The 17,527-nt window shown below is 63.2% G+C and carries 11 protein-coding genes; 8 read left to right on the top strand and 3 right to left on the bottom strand.

Translation table 11 applies throughout. The features are described from left to right. Window positions 1-188 precede the first annotated feature (188 nt). Both polA and AC07UC_RS10030 read left to right on the top strand, forming a co-directional pair. Window positions 189-3,152, top strand: coding sequence for a DNA polymerase I (gene polA, locus AC07UC_RS10035; RefSeq protein WP_494905460.1), 2,964 nt, complete (start codon window positions 189-191; stop codon window positions 3,150-3,152). A gap of 10 nt (window positions 3,153-3,162) precedes the next feature. Then, window positions 3,163-3,783 (top strand): LysE family translocator, encoded by a 621-nt coding sequence (locus tag AC07UC_RS10030; RefSeq protein WP_202327235.1) that lies wholly within the window; start codon window positions 3,163-3,165, stop codon window positions 3,781-3,783. 95 nt (window positions 3,784-3,878) lie between these two features. Here AC07UC_RS10030 and AC07UC_RS10025 read toward each other — a convergent pair whose 3' ends face one another. Then, window positions 3,879-4,283, bottom strand: a complete 405-nt coding sequence (locus tag AC07UC_RS10025) for a Fur family transcriptional regulator (protein ID WP_140772085.1) — start codon at window positions 4,281-4,283, stop codon at window positions 3,879-3,881. Between the two features lie 245 nt (window positions 4,284-4,528). On the opposite strand from AC07UC_RS10025, the gene AC07UC_RS10020 reads away from it, so the two are divergent. From AC07UC_RS10020 to amrB, 5 genes are all read left to right on the top strand, one after another. Further along, entirely contained in the window at window positions 4,529-6,730 is a 2,202-nt protein-coding gene (locus AC07UC_RS10020) for a caspase family protein (RefSeq protein WP_494905459.1), read from the top strand. 117 nt (window positions 6,731-6,847) lie between these two features. Beyond that, window positions 6,848-7,228, top strand: coding sequence for a hypothetical protein (locus AC07UC_RS10015; protein WP_494905458.1), 381 nt, complete (start codon window positions 6,848-6,850; stop codon window positions 7,226-7,228). After that, window positions 7,225-7,932, top strand: coding sequence for a DUF4760 domain-containing protein (locus AC07UC_RS10010; RefSeq protein WP_494905457.1), 708 nt, complete (start codon window positions 7,225-7,227; stop codon window positions 7,930-7,932). Before AC07UC_RS10015 ends, AC07UC_RS10010 begins: the two co-directional genes overlap by 4 nt. Window positions 7,933-7,934: 2 nt before the next feature. Then, a complete protein-coding gene (locus AC07UC_RS10005; RefSeq protein WP_494905456.1) occupies window positions 7,935-10,967 on the top strand; it encodes a caspase family protein in 3,033 nt (1,010 codons plus the stop codon). Window positions 10,968-11,026: 59 nt separating this feature from the next. After that, complete coding sequence (gene amrB, locus AC07UC_RS10000) at window positions 11,027-12,691, top strand: AmmeMemoRadiSam system protein B (protein WP_494905454.1); 1,665 nt, start codon at window positions 11,027-11,029, stop codon at window positions 12,689-12,691. A 179-nt stretch (window positions 12,692-12,870) separates the two neighbouring features. Here the strand turns inward: amrB and AC07UC_RS09995 are convergent, their stop codons facing one another. Further along, entirely contained in the window at window positions 12,871-14,676 is a 1,806-nt protein-coding gene (locus tag AC07UC_RS09995) for an MORN repeat-containing protein (protein ID WP_494905452.1), read from the bottom strand. Between the two features lie 171 nt (window positions 14,677-14,847). Then, window positions 14,848-15,942: a trypsin-like serine peptidase gene (locus tag AC07UC_RS09990; RefSeq protein ID WP_140772095.1), complete on the bottom strand. Its 1,095-nt coding sequence runs from the start codon at window positions 15,940-15,942 to the stop codon at window positions 14,848-14,850. A 400-nt stretch (window positions 15,943-16,342) separates the two neighbouring features. On the opposite strand from AC07UC_RS09990, the gene AC07UC_RS09985 reads away from it, so the two are divergent. Continuing rightward, a complete protein-coding gene (locus tag AC07UC_RS09985) occupies window positions 16,343-17,440 on the top strand; it encodes a serine protease (RefSeq protein WP_494905450.1) in 1,098 nt (365 codons plus the stop codon). Window positions 17,441-17,527 lie beyond the last annotated feature (87 nt).

The following is a 17,527-nucleotide window of genomic DNA, read 5'->3' as shown; positions in this document are numbered from 1 at the left end:
GGCGAAAACTGCCGATGACGTGTATTTGGGTCTGTGAAGGTGGCGATTCAAGGGCATCAACGTTACACTTTTGTAACGTGCCCGTGAGCGGATCTGTATAACCCAATCTGTCAGGGTGTTGACGGAACCGATATCCGGCGATGTCTTTGGCATGGACCAAGCGATCGCGCCGCGCTATCCCTGCCGGCATGAAAAAAGGCGACCATCTCTTCCTCATCGACGGTTCCGGCTACATCTTCCGGGCCTATCACGCCCTGCCGCCGCTGACCCGCAAGTCCGACGGCCTGCCGGTCGGCGCTGTTTCCGGTTTCTGCAACATGCTGTGGAAGCTGATGCAGGATGCCCGCAACACCGATGTAGGTATTGTGCCGACGCATTTCGCGGTCATCTTCGACTATTCCTCGAAGACCTTCCGCAATGATCTCTACCCCGAATACAAGGCCAACCGTTCGGCGCCGCCCGAGGACCTGATCCCGCAATTCGGCCTGATCCGCCAGGCGACCAAGGCGTTCAACCTGCCCTGTATCGAGATGGAAGGCTTCGAGGCCGACGATCTCATCGCCACCTATTGCCGGCTGGCTCGCGAAGCCGGCGGCGACACCACCATCATCTCCTCCGACAAGGATTTGATGCAGCTGGTCGGTGATACGGTCGGCATGTACGACCCGATGAAGGATCGCCAGATCGGCATTCCCGAGGTCATCGAGAAATGGGGCGTGCCGCCGGAAAAGATGGTCGATCTGCAGGCGTTGACCGGCGATTCGGTCGACAATGTGCCTGGCGTGCCCGGCATCGGGCCGAAGACGGCGGCGCAGTTGCTGGAGCAGTTCGGCGACCTCGACGGGCTGCTGGCCCGCGCCGGCGAGATCAAGCAGGACAAAAGGCGCGAATCGATCATCGCCAATACCGACAAGGCGCTGATCTCGCGCCAGTTGGTGACGCTGAAGAACGACGTGCCGGTGGCCGAGGGGCTGGACGATTTCGCCCTCCACGCGCCGGACGGGCCGAAGCTGATCGGCTTCTTGAAGACCATGGAATTCACCTCGCTGACCCGCCGCGTGGCGGAAGCGACCGGCACCGAGGCAGGCGACGTCCAGGCCGTCGCGGTGACCGTCGAGCGCGCCGACAATGCACATGGCCCCGATGTGGGCGCCGGATCGCCGGTTGTGGCCCGGAGCGGTGCGGCCACTGGGCCAGGTCAAGCCGAGGACGCAACGGTGCCCGCGACGGACGTCGCGAAGCAAGGCGATACCCCTTCCCTGCTCTCGGCCTTGCGGCTGGAGCGCGCGGCAACCCGCAAGATCGACACCTCGGCCTATCCCTGCATTCGCGATATCTCGACGCTGAAAGCATGGGTCGCCGAGGCACGGGAGGCCGGCGTCGCCGCCTTCGACGTCAGGGCGACATCGGCCGATCCCATGCAGGCCGAACTGATCGGCATGGCGATCGCCACGGCGCCCGGCCGCGCCGGCTACATTCCCTTCGCCCACAAGAGCGGCAATGGTGATCTGCTCGGCGGCGGCACGCTCGAAAACCAGATCCCGCTTCGCGAGGCTCTGGCGGCGCTGAAGCCGCTGCTCGAGGACAAATCGGTCCTCAAGATCGCGCAGAACCTGAAATACGACCTGGTCATCATGAGCCGCTACGGCATCGATGTCGCGCCGTTCGACGACACCATGCTGATCTCCTACGTCCTCGATGCCGGCACCCCGCATGGTCACGGCATGGACGCGCTGGCCGAGAAATGGCTTGGCCACACCCCGCTCCAGCTCAAGGATGTGACCGGTTCGGGCAAGAGCTCGGTCGGTTTCGACCAGGTCGACATCGACAGGGCGACCGCGCACGCCGCCGAAGACGCCGACGTGACGCTGCGGCTCTGGCTGGTGCTGAAGCCCCGACTTGCCGCCAAGGGCCTGGTCTCGGTCTATGAGCGGCTGGAGCGGCCGCTGGTGCCGGTGCTGGCGCGCATGGAACAGCGCGGCATCTCGGTCGACCGGCAGATCCTGTCCAGGCTGTCGGGCGAACTGGCGCAAGGTGCCGCCCGGCTCGAAGAGGAAATCTATCAGCTCATCGGTGAACGCATCAACATCGGCTCGCCCAAGCAGCTCGGCGACATATTGTTCGGCCGCATGGGCCTGCCCGGCGGCTCCAAGACCAAAACCGGGCAATGGTCGACCTCGGCGCAGCTGCTGGAAGACCTTGCCGCCGAAGGCCACGAACTGCCGCGCAAGATCGTCGACTGGCGCCAGCTCACCAAGCTGAAATCGACCTATACCGATGCGCTGCCCGGCTTCATCCATCCCGACACCAAGCGCGTCCACACCTCCTACGCGCTGGCCGCGACGACGACGGGCCGGCTGTCATCCTCCGACCCGAACCTGCAGAACATTCCGGTGCGCACCGCCGAAGGCCGCAAGATCAGGACCGCCTTCATCGCCGACAAGGGCAATCGGCTGGTCTCGGCCGACTACAGCCAGATCGAACTGCGCGTGCTTGCCCATGTCGCCGAGATCCCGCAGCTGCGGCAGGCTTTCGCCGATGGCGCCGATATCCACGCCATCACCGCATCGGAAATGTTCAACGTTCCCGTGGAAGGCATGCCTTCCGAGATACGCCGCCGCGCCAAGGCGATCAATTTCGGCATCATCTACGGCATCTCGGCCTTCGGCCTCGCCAACCAGCTGTCGATCCCGCGCGAGGAAGCCAGCAACTACATCAAGAAGTACTTCGAACGCTTCCCAGGCATCCGCGATTATATCGAGGAAACCAAGGCCTATGCCCGTGAGCACGGCTTCGTCGAAACGATCTTCGGCCGCCGCATCCATTATCCCGATATCCGCTCGTCCAACCCGTCGCTGCGCGCTTTCAACGAGCGCGCCTCGATCAATGCCCGCCTGCAAGGCACCGCCGCCGACATCATCCGCCGCGCCATGGTGCGCATGGAGGAAGCGCTGGAGAAGGCCAAGCTGTCGGCCCGCATGCTCTTGCAGGTGCATGACGAACTGATCTTCGAAACGGTCGAGGCGGAAGTCGAGGCGACGATCCCCGTCGTGCGCCACGTCATGGAAAACGCGGCAATGCCGGCGGTGTCGATGTCGGTCCCGCTGCATGTCGATGCGCGGGCGGCGAACAACTGGGACGAGGCGCATTGACGTGGAGGCAATGCTGCCGTTCTCGACGGCCACATTCCTGTCGTTCGCGCTTGCGTCCCTGCTGATCGAACTGACGCCAGGCCCCAACATGACCTATCTGGCGCTGGTCTCGGCGAGCGACGGTCGCCGCGCCGGCTTCGCCACCGTGGCCGGCATCGCGGTGGGCCTCGCGTTCATCGGCGGCATCGCTGCCTTGGGCGTTGCCGAACTGATCCAGGCTTCATCCCTGCTTTACGAAGGGCTCCGCTGGGCAGGCATACTGTTCCTGCTTTATCTCGCCTGGGAGGGCTGGACCGCTGGGACCGATGTGGTCTCGAGCAATAGCGATCCGGGCGGGAAATATTTCTTGCGCGGGCTTGTCACCAATCTCCTCAATCCGAAGGCGGCGATCTTCTATGTCGCCGTACTGCCGACCTTCGTCGAGGCTGGACGACCGATACTTGCCCAAACTGTCGTGCTGACCTTGATCTATGTGGCTGTGGCGACAGCCATCCATGCACTGATTGTCATATTGGCCGGAGCCCTCCAGCCATTCCTAAACGATCCACGGCTGGAGCGGACCAGCCGGCGGCTGCTTTCGGCCTTGCTGGCGCTCGTTGCGTTCTGGTTCGCCTGGTCGACCGCGCGTTAAGGCATGATGCTGAAAACCGGAATCCGGTTTTCGCAAGAGATCAGGCTGAAACAAGGAAAGAGCCTCATCCAGATTCCATCGGCATGGAACAGGCACTAGGCCGCTTCGGCCCGGCACTTGGCACATGTGCCGCGAAACTCGATCACCGCCTTCTTGGCGGCGAAGCCGGTCGAACTCACCCATTCGTTCAGCCGGTGGTCGACGTCGTGATCCGACATTTCGTTCACCTGCCCGCACGTGTCGCAGATCGCGAAAGCTGTCATCGAATGACTGTGGTCGTGCGGCTCGGCGCAGGCGACGAAGGAATTGATGCTTTCCAGCCGGTGCACGAAGCCGGACTTCACCAGCGTGTCGAGTGCGCGATAGACCTGCAGCGGCGCGCGGAAGCCGCGCTCACGCAACTGGTCGAGCAAGGTATAGGCGCTGAGCGGTCCGCTGGCGGTCTCGAGCTTCTCGAGCACGCACAACTGGTTTTTCGTCAGCACATCCCTCGCAGCCATGGTCCTGTTCCAACTTGTTCTGCGCCATCCGCAGGCTGTTTGCCGGTGCAAACGTTCCAATGCCATTCAGATAGCGACGAACCGTCGTCTTTGCTACTCTTCTGTTGTTGTCCAGAACCAATCGACGGCGTTCCGGCACATTTGATGATGGCAGGCCTGATGGCGTAGCGACATTCAAAATACTGACAAAATCCTCAACGAGGGTAATCTCGCTTGGGAAATTCGATCGGGCTTGGGGAAGCAATATGATCAAATTGACACGTCGGACGCTGCTTGTCGGCACGTCCGCGCTGATGGCGGCCGGTACGGTTTCGTTCCGGGCACTTGCGGCATCGCGCACCTATCATGCGCTGCTGGTGGCCTGCACCGAATATCCTGCCCTGCCGCAGAGAAACTGGCTGATCGGGCCGAAGAATGATGCTGGCCTGGTGCACGAATATCTGCTGAAAAACGTGCCGGACCCGGTGCGGTTCGCGCCGGAGAACGTCACGCTGCTCGCCAAGGATGTGCCCGGCGCCAAAGACTTGCCGACCCATGCGGCGATCAAGGCGGCCCTGGCAGACCTTGCGGCCAAGGTTCAGCGCGACGATTTCGTCTATCTGCATCTGTCGGGCCATGGCGCCCAGCAGCCTGAAATGGTCAAGGGCGACGAGACCGACGGGCTCGACGAGATTTTCCTGCCGGTCGACATCGAGAAGTGGATCAACCGCGATGCCGGCGTGCCGAACGCGCTGGTCGACAATGAGATCGGCGACGCGCTCGATGCGATCCGCGACAAGGGTGCGTTTGTCTGGGCCGTGTTCGACTGCTGCCATTCCGGCACCGCGACCCGAGCCGTCGAGGTCGATGACGAGCTGGAGCGCAAGGTCGAATTCGCCGATCTGGTCGGCGGCGACGAGGCCGCAAGGGCGGCGGCCGTCAAGACCTATGAGGACACTGTCGCAAGCGCGTCGCGCGGCCTTGACGAGAATGGCGCGCGCAAGCCCGCCTTCAACCTGACGCCGACCGGCGCCGAGCCGATCACCAAGGGCAAGCTGGTTGCCTTCTACGCCGCTCAGACGGTGGAGACGACGCCGGAGATGCCGCTGCCCAAGGGTACGGCGGACGCGCCACGCTTTGGCCTTTTCACCTTCACCATCCTGTCGAAGCTCGCCGAAAATCCAAACGTCACCTATCGCCAGCTTGGCCAGGCCGTTCTGCAGCAATATTCGGCCGACAGCCGCACCCGGCCGACGCCGCTGTTCGAGGGCGAACTCGACGCGCGCGTCTTCGGCACCGACAAGACGGACGCGGTCATGCAGTGGCCCATCGTCGTCAAGGACGGTGAGGCGTCGATCGGCGCCGGGCTGCTGCATCGCCTGACGCCCGGCAGCAAGCTTGCCATCCTGCCTTCGGCGCTGTCGCCGCTATCCGACGCAGTCGGCTATCTCGAAGTGCGGTCGGCAAAGAACCTGGAGAGCCAGGTCAAGCCGGTCGAGTTCGAGAAGAAGCCTGCGCTGAAGCTCGCCGACATTCCCGCCAACGCCTATGCGCGGGTGGCGGAGATCGCCGTCGACTACAAGCTCACCGTGGCGCGGCCGGCCGCGACCAAGGGACTGGAGAAGGAAACCACGCTGGTCAATTCGGTTCTCGACGAACTGGCCGCGGCGCAGGAAACCGGCTTCAACATCGAACTGGTCGATCCCGGCAAGAGCGCCGAGTTGCGCTTCGCCGTGATGCGCGAGAACGCCATTGCAGGCGCCGCCGGGGACGCCTCCGACGAACCGGCGCTGTGGTTCCTGCCGGCGTCCGGCGACGTGACCTTGAAGGACGGCAGCAAGCCGCCGCTGGTCATCATCCATCGCGACGACCGCCAGAAGCTGGTCGACGCCACGACCAGGAATTTGCGCACCATCTTCCGCGCCACCGGCCTTTCGCGGCTGGCGGCGGCCTCCGATTACAAGCCCGAGGATGTCGACGTCCAGTTCCAGGTCAAACGCCGCGACAAGGATGGGCTCGAACCGTTGCAGGCTTCCGCGGTGCCGCGCGTCTCGCCCGGCGATGAGGTGCATGTGCTGGCCAAGAACAGTTCGGACCAGTTGGTCGACATCAACGTACTCTATGTCGGCAGCGACTATTCGATCACCCACATCGTCGCCGAGCGCCTCGCGCCGCGGGCCACGCTGGAGGAAGGGCTGCTCGCCTTCACCGACACCAGCTTCGGCATGGAGCGGATGATCGCGGTGCTGACCGAGGCGCCGCCGGAAAGCGAAAAGGAAGATCTGAGCTTCCTGGCGCAGGAAGGCGTCACGTCGATAACGCGCGGCCTCGGCCCCGCCAGCTTCTCCGACATGCTCGCCGATATCGGCATGGCGCCGCCGACCCGCTCGGTGATGCGGCTTGCCGACAAGGGCGGCCCGAAGGGCGCGGTGATGATCTTCCCGATGGAGACGGTGCCGCGCGCCTGAGCTCCGCCACCAGGCCGCACGGCCCTGGTGCCGGCTCTTGCGCGATTGGCGCGATATGAGAACATTCCCAGCCGCGGCCAAGAGCCCAGCGGCAGGATGAAACAGATAGGATCGATTGTGACGAAGTCTATTTTCTCCTGGCGCGGAACGGTTGCCGGACTTGCCGGCGGCCTGTTGCTGATTGCCAATGCCTCGGCCCAGGACAGCTGCGGCCTCTGCGCCAAGCAGGTGATCATCAATTCGGAACTGGCAACGTGCTTCCTCGACCAGTACGACCAGTTCGCCAAAACCAGCAGTGACGCGGTGGTGGTGGATCTCTCGAGCTGCGCCTCACGCGGCGTGGTCGAAGCCTTGCCTTCGCCCAACAAGGCGCTGGCGGAGCCGGATGTGCAGTTCATTGTTTCGCGCCCGCAGCTCGCATGCCTGAAAAAGCAGCTTGAGGCGCCGGGCGTGGTGCTTGATCCCTCCGTCACCATCGAACTGGACAGCTGCAAATGAAGAAGCCGGGGGGCACGACAAAGCAGACACAGGCGGCCGCGCCCGCCAAGGCGCCAGCGGCGAAGCAGACGCTGCCGGAGACCACGGAAGGTTTCCCCTGGCCAAGCAGCCATGAGATCAAGAAGGAGAGCAATCCCTTTACCGATCGCGACTGGCGCATGCTCGTCTATGCCTGGTCGGGCATGCTGGTGCGTTTCGCCATCATCTTCACCCTGGCATTCTCGGTCTACCAGTTCCTGGCCAACCAGGAACAGAAGCGCGTCGAACAGACCATGTCGCTGGTCGAACTCTGGGAAACCAAGGACTACCAGCAGGCGCAGCGGGCCTTGAAGGATCGTCTCTCTGCCCTCAACGCCAAATACGACAATCTGCTCAGCGCCAACCCCTCGCCGACGGAAGAACAGGTTTTCCGGCAACGCATCGGTATCGAGGCGATGACAGCCTCGGGTGGTGACATGCCCCTCGCCGATTTCGGCGAGAATTTCGACCGCATCGTCTACTTCCTCAACCGTCTGTCCTTTTGCGTCGATGGCGACCTGTGTTCGCGCAAGGTGACCGACGCTTATTTCCGTGACTATGCCGTCTCGTTCTGGAGTTATTTTGCCGGCTATATCGACAAGCAGCGCAAGGCGGGTTCGCCTACTTTCGCCACGGCGATCGAGGCTTATGTTCGCAATGGGCAACCGGCGGCTGAAGCGAAATAGCGATGGGAAAAGCCAAGATCAGCGTCCGCCTCATGCGTGCCTGCTGCTGGTTGGCCATGGCTGGAGCGTTGCTCACGGCCCCGGTCGCCCGCGCCGAGGACGCCCCGGATTTCCACCTCGACCTCGATACCGGAGGCCATACCGCACGGATTGCCGACCTCGCCTTCACTCCTGACGGCGAGGACCTCGTCTCGGCATCCGACGACAAGACCATCCGCATCTGGGATTGGCAGAGCGGGGTGACCCTGCGCACCATACGCGGCTATCTCGGCGGTGGCAGCGACGGCAAGATCTTCGCGGTGGCCGTCTCGCCGGACGGCAAGACGATCGCCGCCGGAGGCTATTTCGGCGCCGGCCTCGGCGACAGGCCGCCCTATGGCGACATCAGGCTGTTCGACTTCGCCACCGGCAAGGTCAAGGCCGTGCTCAAGGCCGCCGACTACGCGACCTATGACCTCGCCTTCTCTCCCGATGGCAAGACCCTGGCTGCCGGTGGTGGCGACGGCGTCGTCTATCTCTGGCGGCTCGACGACAAATCCGCGAACGGCTGGACGCTGGACAGGAAGCTCGATGCCGATTCCTGGCACATCGACAAGCTGGCCTTCGCCGCTGCGGGAACCCGGCTGGCGGCAACGACGACCGACAACGGCATCCGGCTCTGGGATGTCGCCAAGGGCGAGGAAATTGCCTTGCCCGATGAGGCCGAACAATTGCGGAACATCAGCGTCCTGGCATTGGCCGTCTCGCAGGACGGCAGCCTGTTCGCCACCGGCGGCAAGGACGGGCAGGTCCAGCTTTGGCGCGCCTCCGACGGCACGCTGGTGCGCGCCATGCCGAAGCAGGATTTCCTCATCGGCTCGCTGACTTTTGCAAAGGGGTCACGGCTGGTCGCCTCTTGCGGCTACCGCTGCGCCGACAAGCACCGCTCCACCGTCTGGAACACCGCCACCGGCGAGAAGCTGCTCGACTACAGCGGCCATGACGGCAGCGTCTATGCCAGCGCCGCCAGTGCCGACGGCTCGCTGGTGGCGACCGCCGGCGGCACCCGCAACGCCATCCAGGTCTGGGACCCGGCGACCGGCGAACGCAAGGCCTTGCTGCAGGGTTTGGGCGAACCGGTGACCGCGATCGGCATCGATCCGACAAACGGCGTCATCGCCTGGGGCAATGCCAACCCCTGCCCCGAGCGCGTGGCTTGCCCGGAGCAGCTGGGCGCATTGGACAAAAGGCTGGAACTGCCCACCACCGAGCGGTTCTTCGATGACCCTCAGCCCCTCACCGAGCCAGACTCGTTTACCCGCGCGGCACTTGCCGACGGCCAGTGGTCGCTGCACGCCGCGGCGGGCGGCAAGGACGCGCTGGAAAATGCGGTGCTGGAGATCGCCAATGGCGGCAAGGTGGTGCGCTCGATCGAGAACGATGCCACCAACGGCTTTGCCCATTCCGCCTTCACGCTGATCGATAGCGGGCTTGGCCTGATCACCGGCGGCAGTGACGGCACGCTGCTGGAATACAAGGCCGCGACCGCCAGGGTCTCCGGCGAATTCACCGGCCATACCGGCGAGATCAATGCCATGGTCGCGTCGGAGAAAGCCGGCCTGCTCGTCACCGGCAGTGCCGACCAGACAGTGAGGTTGTGGAACCTGAAGACGCACGAGCTGATCGTGTCGATGTTCTTTGCCGGCTCGCAATGGATCGCCTGGATGCCGCAGGGCTACTATTATTCCTCCGACGAAGGCGACAAGCTGATCGGCTGGCACGTCAACCAGGGCCGCGACCATGAAGGCCGCTTCATCCGCGCCGGCCAGTTGAAGAAATACCTCTGGAGCCCGGAAATGGTGCGCCGGGCGATCATCCTGCGCAGCGCCAAACAGTCGGTCAAGGAGATGCGGCCGGGCGTCGACAACGAGCTGCAGAAGCTCCTGCAGCGCAAGCCGCCGGAATTCGGCATCCGCCTCGCCGCCGACCAGAGCAAGGTTCGCGACGGTTACGTCGCCGTCGAGATAACAGGCGCCAAGGAAGCCGGCACCGATGTCGCCGGCTTCTCGATCCTGTCGAACAGCCGCAATGTCGGCGACATCACCACGCGCTCGGCGGACGGCAACAGCACCATCGTCGAGGTGCCGGTCGAGGACGGCCAAAACACCATCCGCATCACCGGCACCAACGAGTATGGCTATCTGACCGAGCGCAGCGTGGCGGCGCTGGCGAGAAAGACCGAGAAGGCCGAGGCCAAGGGCAAGCTCTATGTCGCGGTCATCGGCGTCGACAAATATCCGTTCCTGACCGACGCCTGTTCCGGCCGCGCCTGCGATTTGCGCTACCCCGTCGACGATGCCACCGAGTTCCTCAAGGTGGTCGCACAGAAATCGGCGCCTTTGTTCTCGTCGATGGAATCGCTGGTGCTGGTCAACCGCGAAGCGCTAGACGAGAACCCCGACAAGGCCCAGCAGACCTACACGGTCGCCAGCGCCGACACCATCATGGAGCCGGATTCGCATACGATCGACGACCAGCTTGCGGACTTTCTCGACAAGCCCGGCGAGCACGACACCACCATCGTCTTCGTCGCCGGCCATGGCATCAACATCGACGAGGACTACTATTTCATCCCGACCGACGGCCGCAAGCAGGATGCCGATCGCTGGAAGCGCTCCTCGCTTGTCGACTGGGGTGACATCCAGAAATCGGTCGAGCGGGCCAAGGGCATGCGCTTCATGCTGCTCGACACCTGCCACGCGGCCAATGCCTTCAACCCGCGCCTGGAAAAGGATGCGCAGGACGCACGCATCGTCGTCTTTTCAGCCACGGCCGCCAACAACACCGCCGCGGAACTGCCGGAGCTCGGCCACGGCGTCTTCACCTATTCGATCCTCGAAGGCTTGCGCGGCAAGGCAAGAACATCCGATGGCGGTGTGACGCTGTTTGGGCTTGCCGATTTCATTTCACGCGAGGTGGTGCGGCTGACCTCTTCGAAGCAGAAGCCGTTCTACTATGTCGGCGGCGTGGAGAATATCGTGTTGGCCGAGCCGTGAGGAGGCCGGGCCTGCGCCAAGGCATCCCCCTCGCGCGATCGTGGCCCGGTATCGCGGCAATGCTGCTATTGCTCCTCACGCTGCCTCTCCCCACCTTCGCCGCCCCTGTCGTCTGCCCACCCGGCACGGAAGACTTTCCGCCTTTCTACGACGACGCGACACTCTTCAGGGATGCCGTCGCCAGCGTCGCCGATGTCCAGCCATCCAGCCAGCGGCTGACCGGCATCACGGTACCGCATCATCTGCTGGCCGCCGACCTGGTGGCGCTTGGTTTCCGAGCCGCGTCCGGCTTCCGCTACAAGCGCATCGTCATCCTGTCGCCGGACCATTTCCACAAGACGCACAAGCTCTACGCCACCACGGCGCGCGGCTTCGACACCGTGCTCGGCCCCGTGGCAGCCGACAGCGATGCGGTGCGCCTTCTGGAAGCACATGGCGACATGGTCGAAGAGTCCTGCCTGTTCGACAAGGAACATGGCGTGCGCGCCATGCTGCCGTTCCTGCATCACTATTTCCCCGAGGCGAAGATCGTGCCGGTGGCGATGTCGGTGAAGGCGAAACGCGGCGACTGGGACAGGCTGGCCGAGGCGCTCAAAGCCATCGTCGATCGGGACACGCTGATCGTCGAATCCACCGATTTCTCACACTATCTGCCGCAGCATGACGCGCGCCGCTTCGACCAGCAGACGCTGAACATGCTGGCCGCAGGCTCGCTCGACGGCATCGCCGCGCTTCGCCAGCCCGATCATGCCGATTCCGTCGGCGCGCTCTACATCCAGACCAGGCTGCAGCGCGAATTGTTCGGCGCCCAGCCGCTGGTTGTCGCCAACGAGAATTCGCAGGAACACACGTCCGACTATGTCGAGCGGACCACCAGCTATGTGGTGGCGCTGTTCGGAGCCTTCGGCCCCGGCTTCAACAACCCGGCGCGGCCAAAAGACAGGATCTACTATCTCGCCGGCGACGTGAATTTCGGCCGCGCCATGAAGAAGATCCTGCTGCGCGACACCGTTGCCGACAAGATCGTCGACAGCATCCTGGCGCTGACCGGATCGCGGCCGCTGATCGTCAATCTCGAAGGTGTCATCCTGCCCAACGTGCCGGAAGCGATCGACGACATGACGCTGGCCATGCCGGAGGATCTCGCCGCCAGCATGCTGAAGCGGCTGCATGTCGCCGGCGTCGGCCTGGCCAACAATCATGCCTACGATCTCGGCCCATCAGGCTATGCCGAGACGCTGCGCGCCCTGGACGCGGCCGGCATCCCGCATTTCGGCCAGGGAGAAACGCTGGCGCTTGCCGATCTCGATCTTGTCGGCCTCACCGACATCGACACCAACGGCTCGAAGAACACCGACCTCTTGACCCCTGCCTTGCTCGACCGGCTGCTGCACGACAATGCGCGGCGTCCGGTGGTCGCCTTCGTTCATTGGGGCCGTGAGTACAAGACAGAACCGTCGCCGCGCGAAGACATGCTTGCCGACCAGATGCGCCTGCGCGGCGTCTCGGCCATTGTCGGCGGCCATCCGCATGTGTCGAGCGAGGCGATCGTCCCGCTTGCCGGCGGCGACGTGGCGGAGGTCTATTCGCTCGGCAATTTCCTGTTCGACCAGAGCGCGCAACGCTCGTCAGGATCGATGCTGGAACTGCGCGTCTTCCCCCAGGGCACGATCTTCACCAGGCTCATCCCGCTGCCCAACTATTTCGAGATGGGCCGGACGTAGCATTGCCCGATCAAGGTATGTTGAGATTCAGGTCAGGCCGAGCCGAAAATGGCTGATACCGAGAACCGGAGCGGAGCGTACTTTTCGTACGTGAGCTCAGTTCTACTGCAACGCAGTAGAACGGGGAAGCGCAGGTATCAGCCATTTGCAGGCCGGCATCACCTGAATATCGACATACCTTAGCAACTGCCCATCTGGCGGGGCAGATAGCACGCCGCCGGTTCGGTCCTGGTCTCGAACAGCGACTGCTTCGGCCGGAAATAGAAGAAGGTCACCGGCTTGCTCTCGCGCACGCTGCCGTCGGCAAAATGCGCGGCGATGCTGAAACGATGGATCGACGACATCGCCGACCACATCTTCAGCCGCGCCGTGTAGGCGCTGACATTCTTGTTGCCGCGCACTGGCATGGCGATCGTGTAGTCATGCTTGCCGATCGGAAATTCGATGTTCTGGTAGCGCATCGCTTCCGGGTTGCCGCCACCGCCATCACCGCATTCGGCCATCGATTCGGGGATCTCGAAGACCGCCATGGTCATCTGGGCACGGAAGGGCTCGCTCTGCTGGAAGACATTGCCCTGATCGTCGGCCCAGGAATAATCGAACTTGCCGATCGCGTTCAGCGTCATTGCCTGGTTGAAATTGCCGAGATAGTCGCCGACCTCGCCGAACTTGACCTTGTTGGCGAGCTGGCTGCGGCAGACATTCAGGCTGTCGGCCGAGGGGCAGGAAAAACGCCCCGTCTCCAGGCTGGCCGTATCGACGCCGGCCTCGTCGAGTACGCTCTTGATCGACACGTCGACGCCCTCGCCGAAACCGCCGATGTCCTTGGTGAACATGCGGCTTGGCTGGCCGGTCGGATTGCCCTCCTCGTCCACGGCGGTGAACTGGATCGACATCTTCATGTCCTTGGCATCGCCCCAGCCATTGTTGATGATCGAGAAATCCGGCCTGAAGCCGATGCAGCCGAAATGTTCCGAGATCGACAGCATCGGCTTGCGATAGGCGTCGCTGGCGGCGACCTTCATTTCCAGACTGTCGAGCTTGACCCTGGACTGATCCTTGGTGCCGAGGTCGACTTCGGCAAAGGCCGGGCTATTCTCCCAGTCCGGACCGTCATAGACATTGCTGGTCCTGACCTGCCCGGTGCCGTTCCAGGCATCGTTGTAGAGGTTGTCCTCCGGATAGATCGCGATGTCGTCGTCGCGCACCAGATGCTGGTATTTCAAGTCGGCCTGCTGGGTCATGCGCTGATCGACCACAACGCCGATCTCGACCTTGTCGGCGTCGCCGCCACCCGCCTGCGCCTTGAGCAGGCCGCCGACCCTGGCATCGGCCAGCACGTCGGGACGCGAGCCTCCGACCTCCTTGCCCATTACCCACTGCGATGTATAGACCGTGCCGCCGGCGAGCCGTGTGGTGCCTTTGCCGTTCTTCAATCCATCGACAAAAGAGCCGGCAAAGATCTCGCCGGTTTTCGACAGCAACCGGCCCCCGCCATTCGGGACGCCGCCAACGAATTGGCCCTCATAGCGGTTGCCGTCTGCATCGACACGAATGCCCTGCCCGTTGAGTACCCCGGCGGACCAGTGCCCGTCGAACACCTCGCCCGAACGCAGGTCGAGCCGGCCCTGCCCATCGGGGCGGCCGTTTCTGACGTCGCCGAAATAGCTGGAATAGACCGTCTTCGGGTCATAGCTCGCCGAGCCACGCACCCGCCACACCAACCTGCCCTTGCCGTTGATGGTGCCGTCTTCGGCTATCGTCCGGTCGGGCGACTGGCCGGCCGCCGGCTCCCAAACGAAATCGAGGTTCTTCTCCGGATGGAAATCCCAGACACGCACGGTCCTGCGCAGCACGGAGCGTGTGTCGGCCTGATAGAGGATCTGCACCCGCTCCGCCCAGGCACCGCCAACAGGGGCGGGATCGGCAAAAGCCGTCGAAAGCATCAACGCGCCCAGCATCGATGCGGCCACGACCCCGAACATTGCCCTTGCCCGCGCCATCCTCTTGAACCCCCTGGATGCCTCGCCCCCTTGGCAGGCCAAGCGTAATCGGCGAGCCTGCCTCGTGCAAGAGAAGCCCGTGCTGAACGATCGGCACGAAAAAAGGCGACGGGATTGATCCGCCGCCTCTTTTCGCAACCGCGCGAGCGCGTGTTATTTATACAGGCTGTTGATCCACTGGACGTTTGCGGCGTTCAGGCGCACGGCGGTATTCGCGTCGGGGCTTTCCGCCACGTTGACGCCGGTGATGATGCGCTGCTTGGAGTTGGTGTCATAGGCATAGACCGAGCTGCCGCTCGACCCCGGGAACGTATCGCAGTCATACTGGAAATATTCCGGAGCGATGTTCTCGGCATGCACTTCGCAGCTTGTCTTCCACATCGTGCCCATCGGCTTGTCACCGGGGTAGCCGACGAGGTTGGCGGTGAAGTCACCGAGATCGTCATAGTTGGAATAGCCAAGCCAGCCAAGGTTGGTGCCGACATCCTGCTTCAGCGTGATGATGCCCAGGTCCCACGGGATCACCGAGCCGTAATAGCCCTGGTAGTTGTCGATGAAGCCCTGCAGCACATAGGCGCTTTCATAGCTGAAGGCACCGAAGGGTGCGTCGTCGGCAGTGCTGCCATTGAGGCCCGGCACGAACAGATATTCCGAGAGCCAGTCCTTGTCCTCATGGCTGTAGAGGCAGTGCGCCGCGGTGAGCACCGTGCGCGGGCCGATCAGCGTTGCCGAGCAGCTGCCATAGCTGCCGGTCTTCGGCGACTTGGCTTCGAGATAGCCGATTGCCGAGAACGGATAGGTCTTGGTGTTCTTGACCTGCTCGCGATCATCGGGGCCGAAAACCTGACGTCCGGCTTCGCCCTCGCCGAGCCCGGGGTCTTCGGTCTTGCGCTGGACCCCATCCGCTCCATTGGCCGGAGCGTTCAGTTCCTTGATGATGAGATCGCGCAGAGCTTCGCTCGGCTCGATCTTGATCTCCTTGCCATCGGCGGACCGTCCGACGATGCCATAGGATTTGACAGCCGTCGCCTCGTCAGCAAGCGGCGCGGCGCGGCTGTCTTCGTCGGTAAGCTTCGGCGTGGTGATCGGTTTCGCCCGACCGGCCTTGAAGTCGCCTGAAGATACATCCCGCATACTTTCGCCATTACCGGCACTGGCGGAGCCAGGATCGGCGGCGAAGACCGGGACCGTCCACATTGCGGTGGAAAGCAATGCGGATGCTATCATAAGGTTTGTCAGTTTTGTCATGGTGAGACTCTCCCAAAAGTCAGCAAGGACTGGATCAAAATACAGAAATATTGTCGAGATCGTGGTGACGCCGAAAAATGAGTTTGCTCGCCGGCATCCCCTGCGAGCGTTCTTCTAGGCTGTCATTTTCAAGGCCCCCGCCAAAAAAATTCTGCACGGGTATATTGCCTAAAATAATCCAAGATTGGCAATGACAAATCGCTTCCACGTAGCCCGTGGGGGGCTATAGGATTTTGTGCGGGTTCTGCTCGCGGGCACGGTTAGCAAAAGTGGGATTCGGTTTTGTGACCGATCGCGCACCGTTTCGATGCGGCGCGCGTGCGGATCGTTGAACCGGCAACACCTCCTTGCACAATGCCCGGCGTCGATCCGCACGGGAGAAATGTCTCAGGAGGTTCAGGTGCACATCACAAATCGGTTCGGGCCAATCGCTGCCGCATCGCTGCTTGGCGTTGCTGCTACCGTTGCATTCATCAACACTGTTCGGGCGGACGAGAGCACCGTCAGGCCGGAAGCGGCCATCTCGCCGATGCAGCGGGTGACCGATGCCAGGGCCAAGGCAGCGGCGGAGAACCCCGACGGCGCCGACCGCGTTTATGGCGGCAACCAGGCCGAAAAGGGCGCCTATCCGTTCCAGGTCGCGCTGCTCACCACCGCCAGGCTGGACGAGAACCCGGCTTCGCAGGCCAATGCGCAATTCTGCGGCGGCAGCCTGATCGCGCCGCAATGGGTGCTGACGGCGGCGCACTGCCTCAACGACAAGGGCGAGCCGATCTCGCCGGACTCGGTCACGGTGCTGACCGGTGCCACCGACCTCAGCGAAGGCAAGCGCCATAAAGTGGTGGAGGTCATCGTCAACGAGGGTTACAGCGAGCAGACGCTCGACAACGACCTCGGCCTGCTCCGGCTTGCCGAGCCGGCCGACGCGCCGACCATCAAGCTTGCCCGCGAATCGACCCCCGACAACGGCAAGACCACCGTAACCGGCTGGGGCAAGATGCAGGACGGAACGTTCCCGACCACGCTGATGGTCGCCGATCTCGATCTGCAGCCGAACAGTGCCTGCAACAGCGGCATCAAGGCCATCTACGCGCATGACCTGAAGGCGGCACTTGGCGATCTGTCCCATCGCATGCGCTATTCCGAAAAGGGCATCGATGCCGCCGCCAATGCGATCGCCGCCGACATGACCGATCCGTTGACCGGCAACATGATCTGCGCCGGTACCACCAATGGTGTGCGTGATGCCTGCAATGGCGACAGCGGCGGCCCGCTGTTCATGACCGGCGCCGACGGCCCGGTCCAGGTCGGTGTCGTCAGCTGGGGCGAAGGCCCGGCCGACGGCAGCGCGGCCTGCGGCCACAAGGACGCCTATGGCATCTACACGCGGCTGGCCAACTACAGCGGCTGGATCGAGGCGAAGATGAAGACCCCTGCTCCCGCGCCGGCAAAGCCGAAGGCAGGCCTGGGTACAGCTCAGAAACCGGCAACGCCCTGAAGCCCCGCCATTTGCGTCCACGTGAAAACGGCGGGACATGTCCCGCCGTTTTGTTTGCCGGCTTGCCAGGCGAGCCTGTCTCTTGGC

The organism is Mesorhizobium sp. GW821-FHT04C10 (genome assembly GCF_059420305.1).
This window is presented reverse-complemented; position numbering and strand designations above follow the sequence as displayed.

Bases quoted from the DNA above. Each gene is read 5' to 3' on its own strand.
- polA (WP_494905460.1), top strand. From the start codon at position 189: ATGAAAAAAGGCGACCATCTCTTCCTCATCGACGGTTCCGGCTACATC.
- AC07UC_RS10030 (WP_202327235.1), top strand. From the start codon at position 3,163: ATGCTGCCGTTCTCGACGGCCACATTCCTGTCGTTCGCGCTTGCGTCC.
- AC07UC_RS10025 (WP_140772085.1), bottom strand. From the start codon at position 4,283: ATGGCTGCGAGGGATGTGCTGACGAAAAACCAGTTGTGCGTGCTCGAG.
- AC07UC_RS10020 (WP_494905459.1), top strand. From the start codon at position 4,529: ATGATCAAATTGACACGTCGGACGCTGCTTGTCGGCACGTCCGCGCTG.
- AC07UC_RS10010 (WP_494905457.1), top strand. From the start codon at position 7,225: ATGAAGAAGCCGGGGGGCACGACAAAGCAGACACAGGCGGCCGCGCCC.
- AC07UC_RS10005 (WP_494905456.1), top strand. From the start codon at position 7,935: ATGGGAAAAGCCAAGATCAGCGTCCGCCTCATGCGTGCCTGCTGCTGG.
- amrB (WP_494905454.1), top strand. From the start codon at position 11,027: ATGCTGCTATTGCTCCTCACGCTGCCTCTCCCCACCTTCGCCGCCCCT.
- AC07UC_RS09995 (WP_494905452.1), bottom strand. From the start codon at position 14,676: ATGTTCGGGGTCGTGGCCGCATCGATGCTGGGCGCGTTGATGCTTTCG.
- AC07UC_RS09990 (WP_140772095.1), bottom strand. From the start codon at position 15,942: ATGACAAAACTGACAAACCTTATGATAGCATCCGCATTGCTTTCCACC.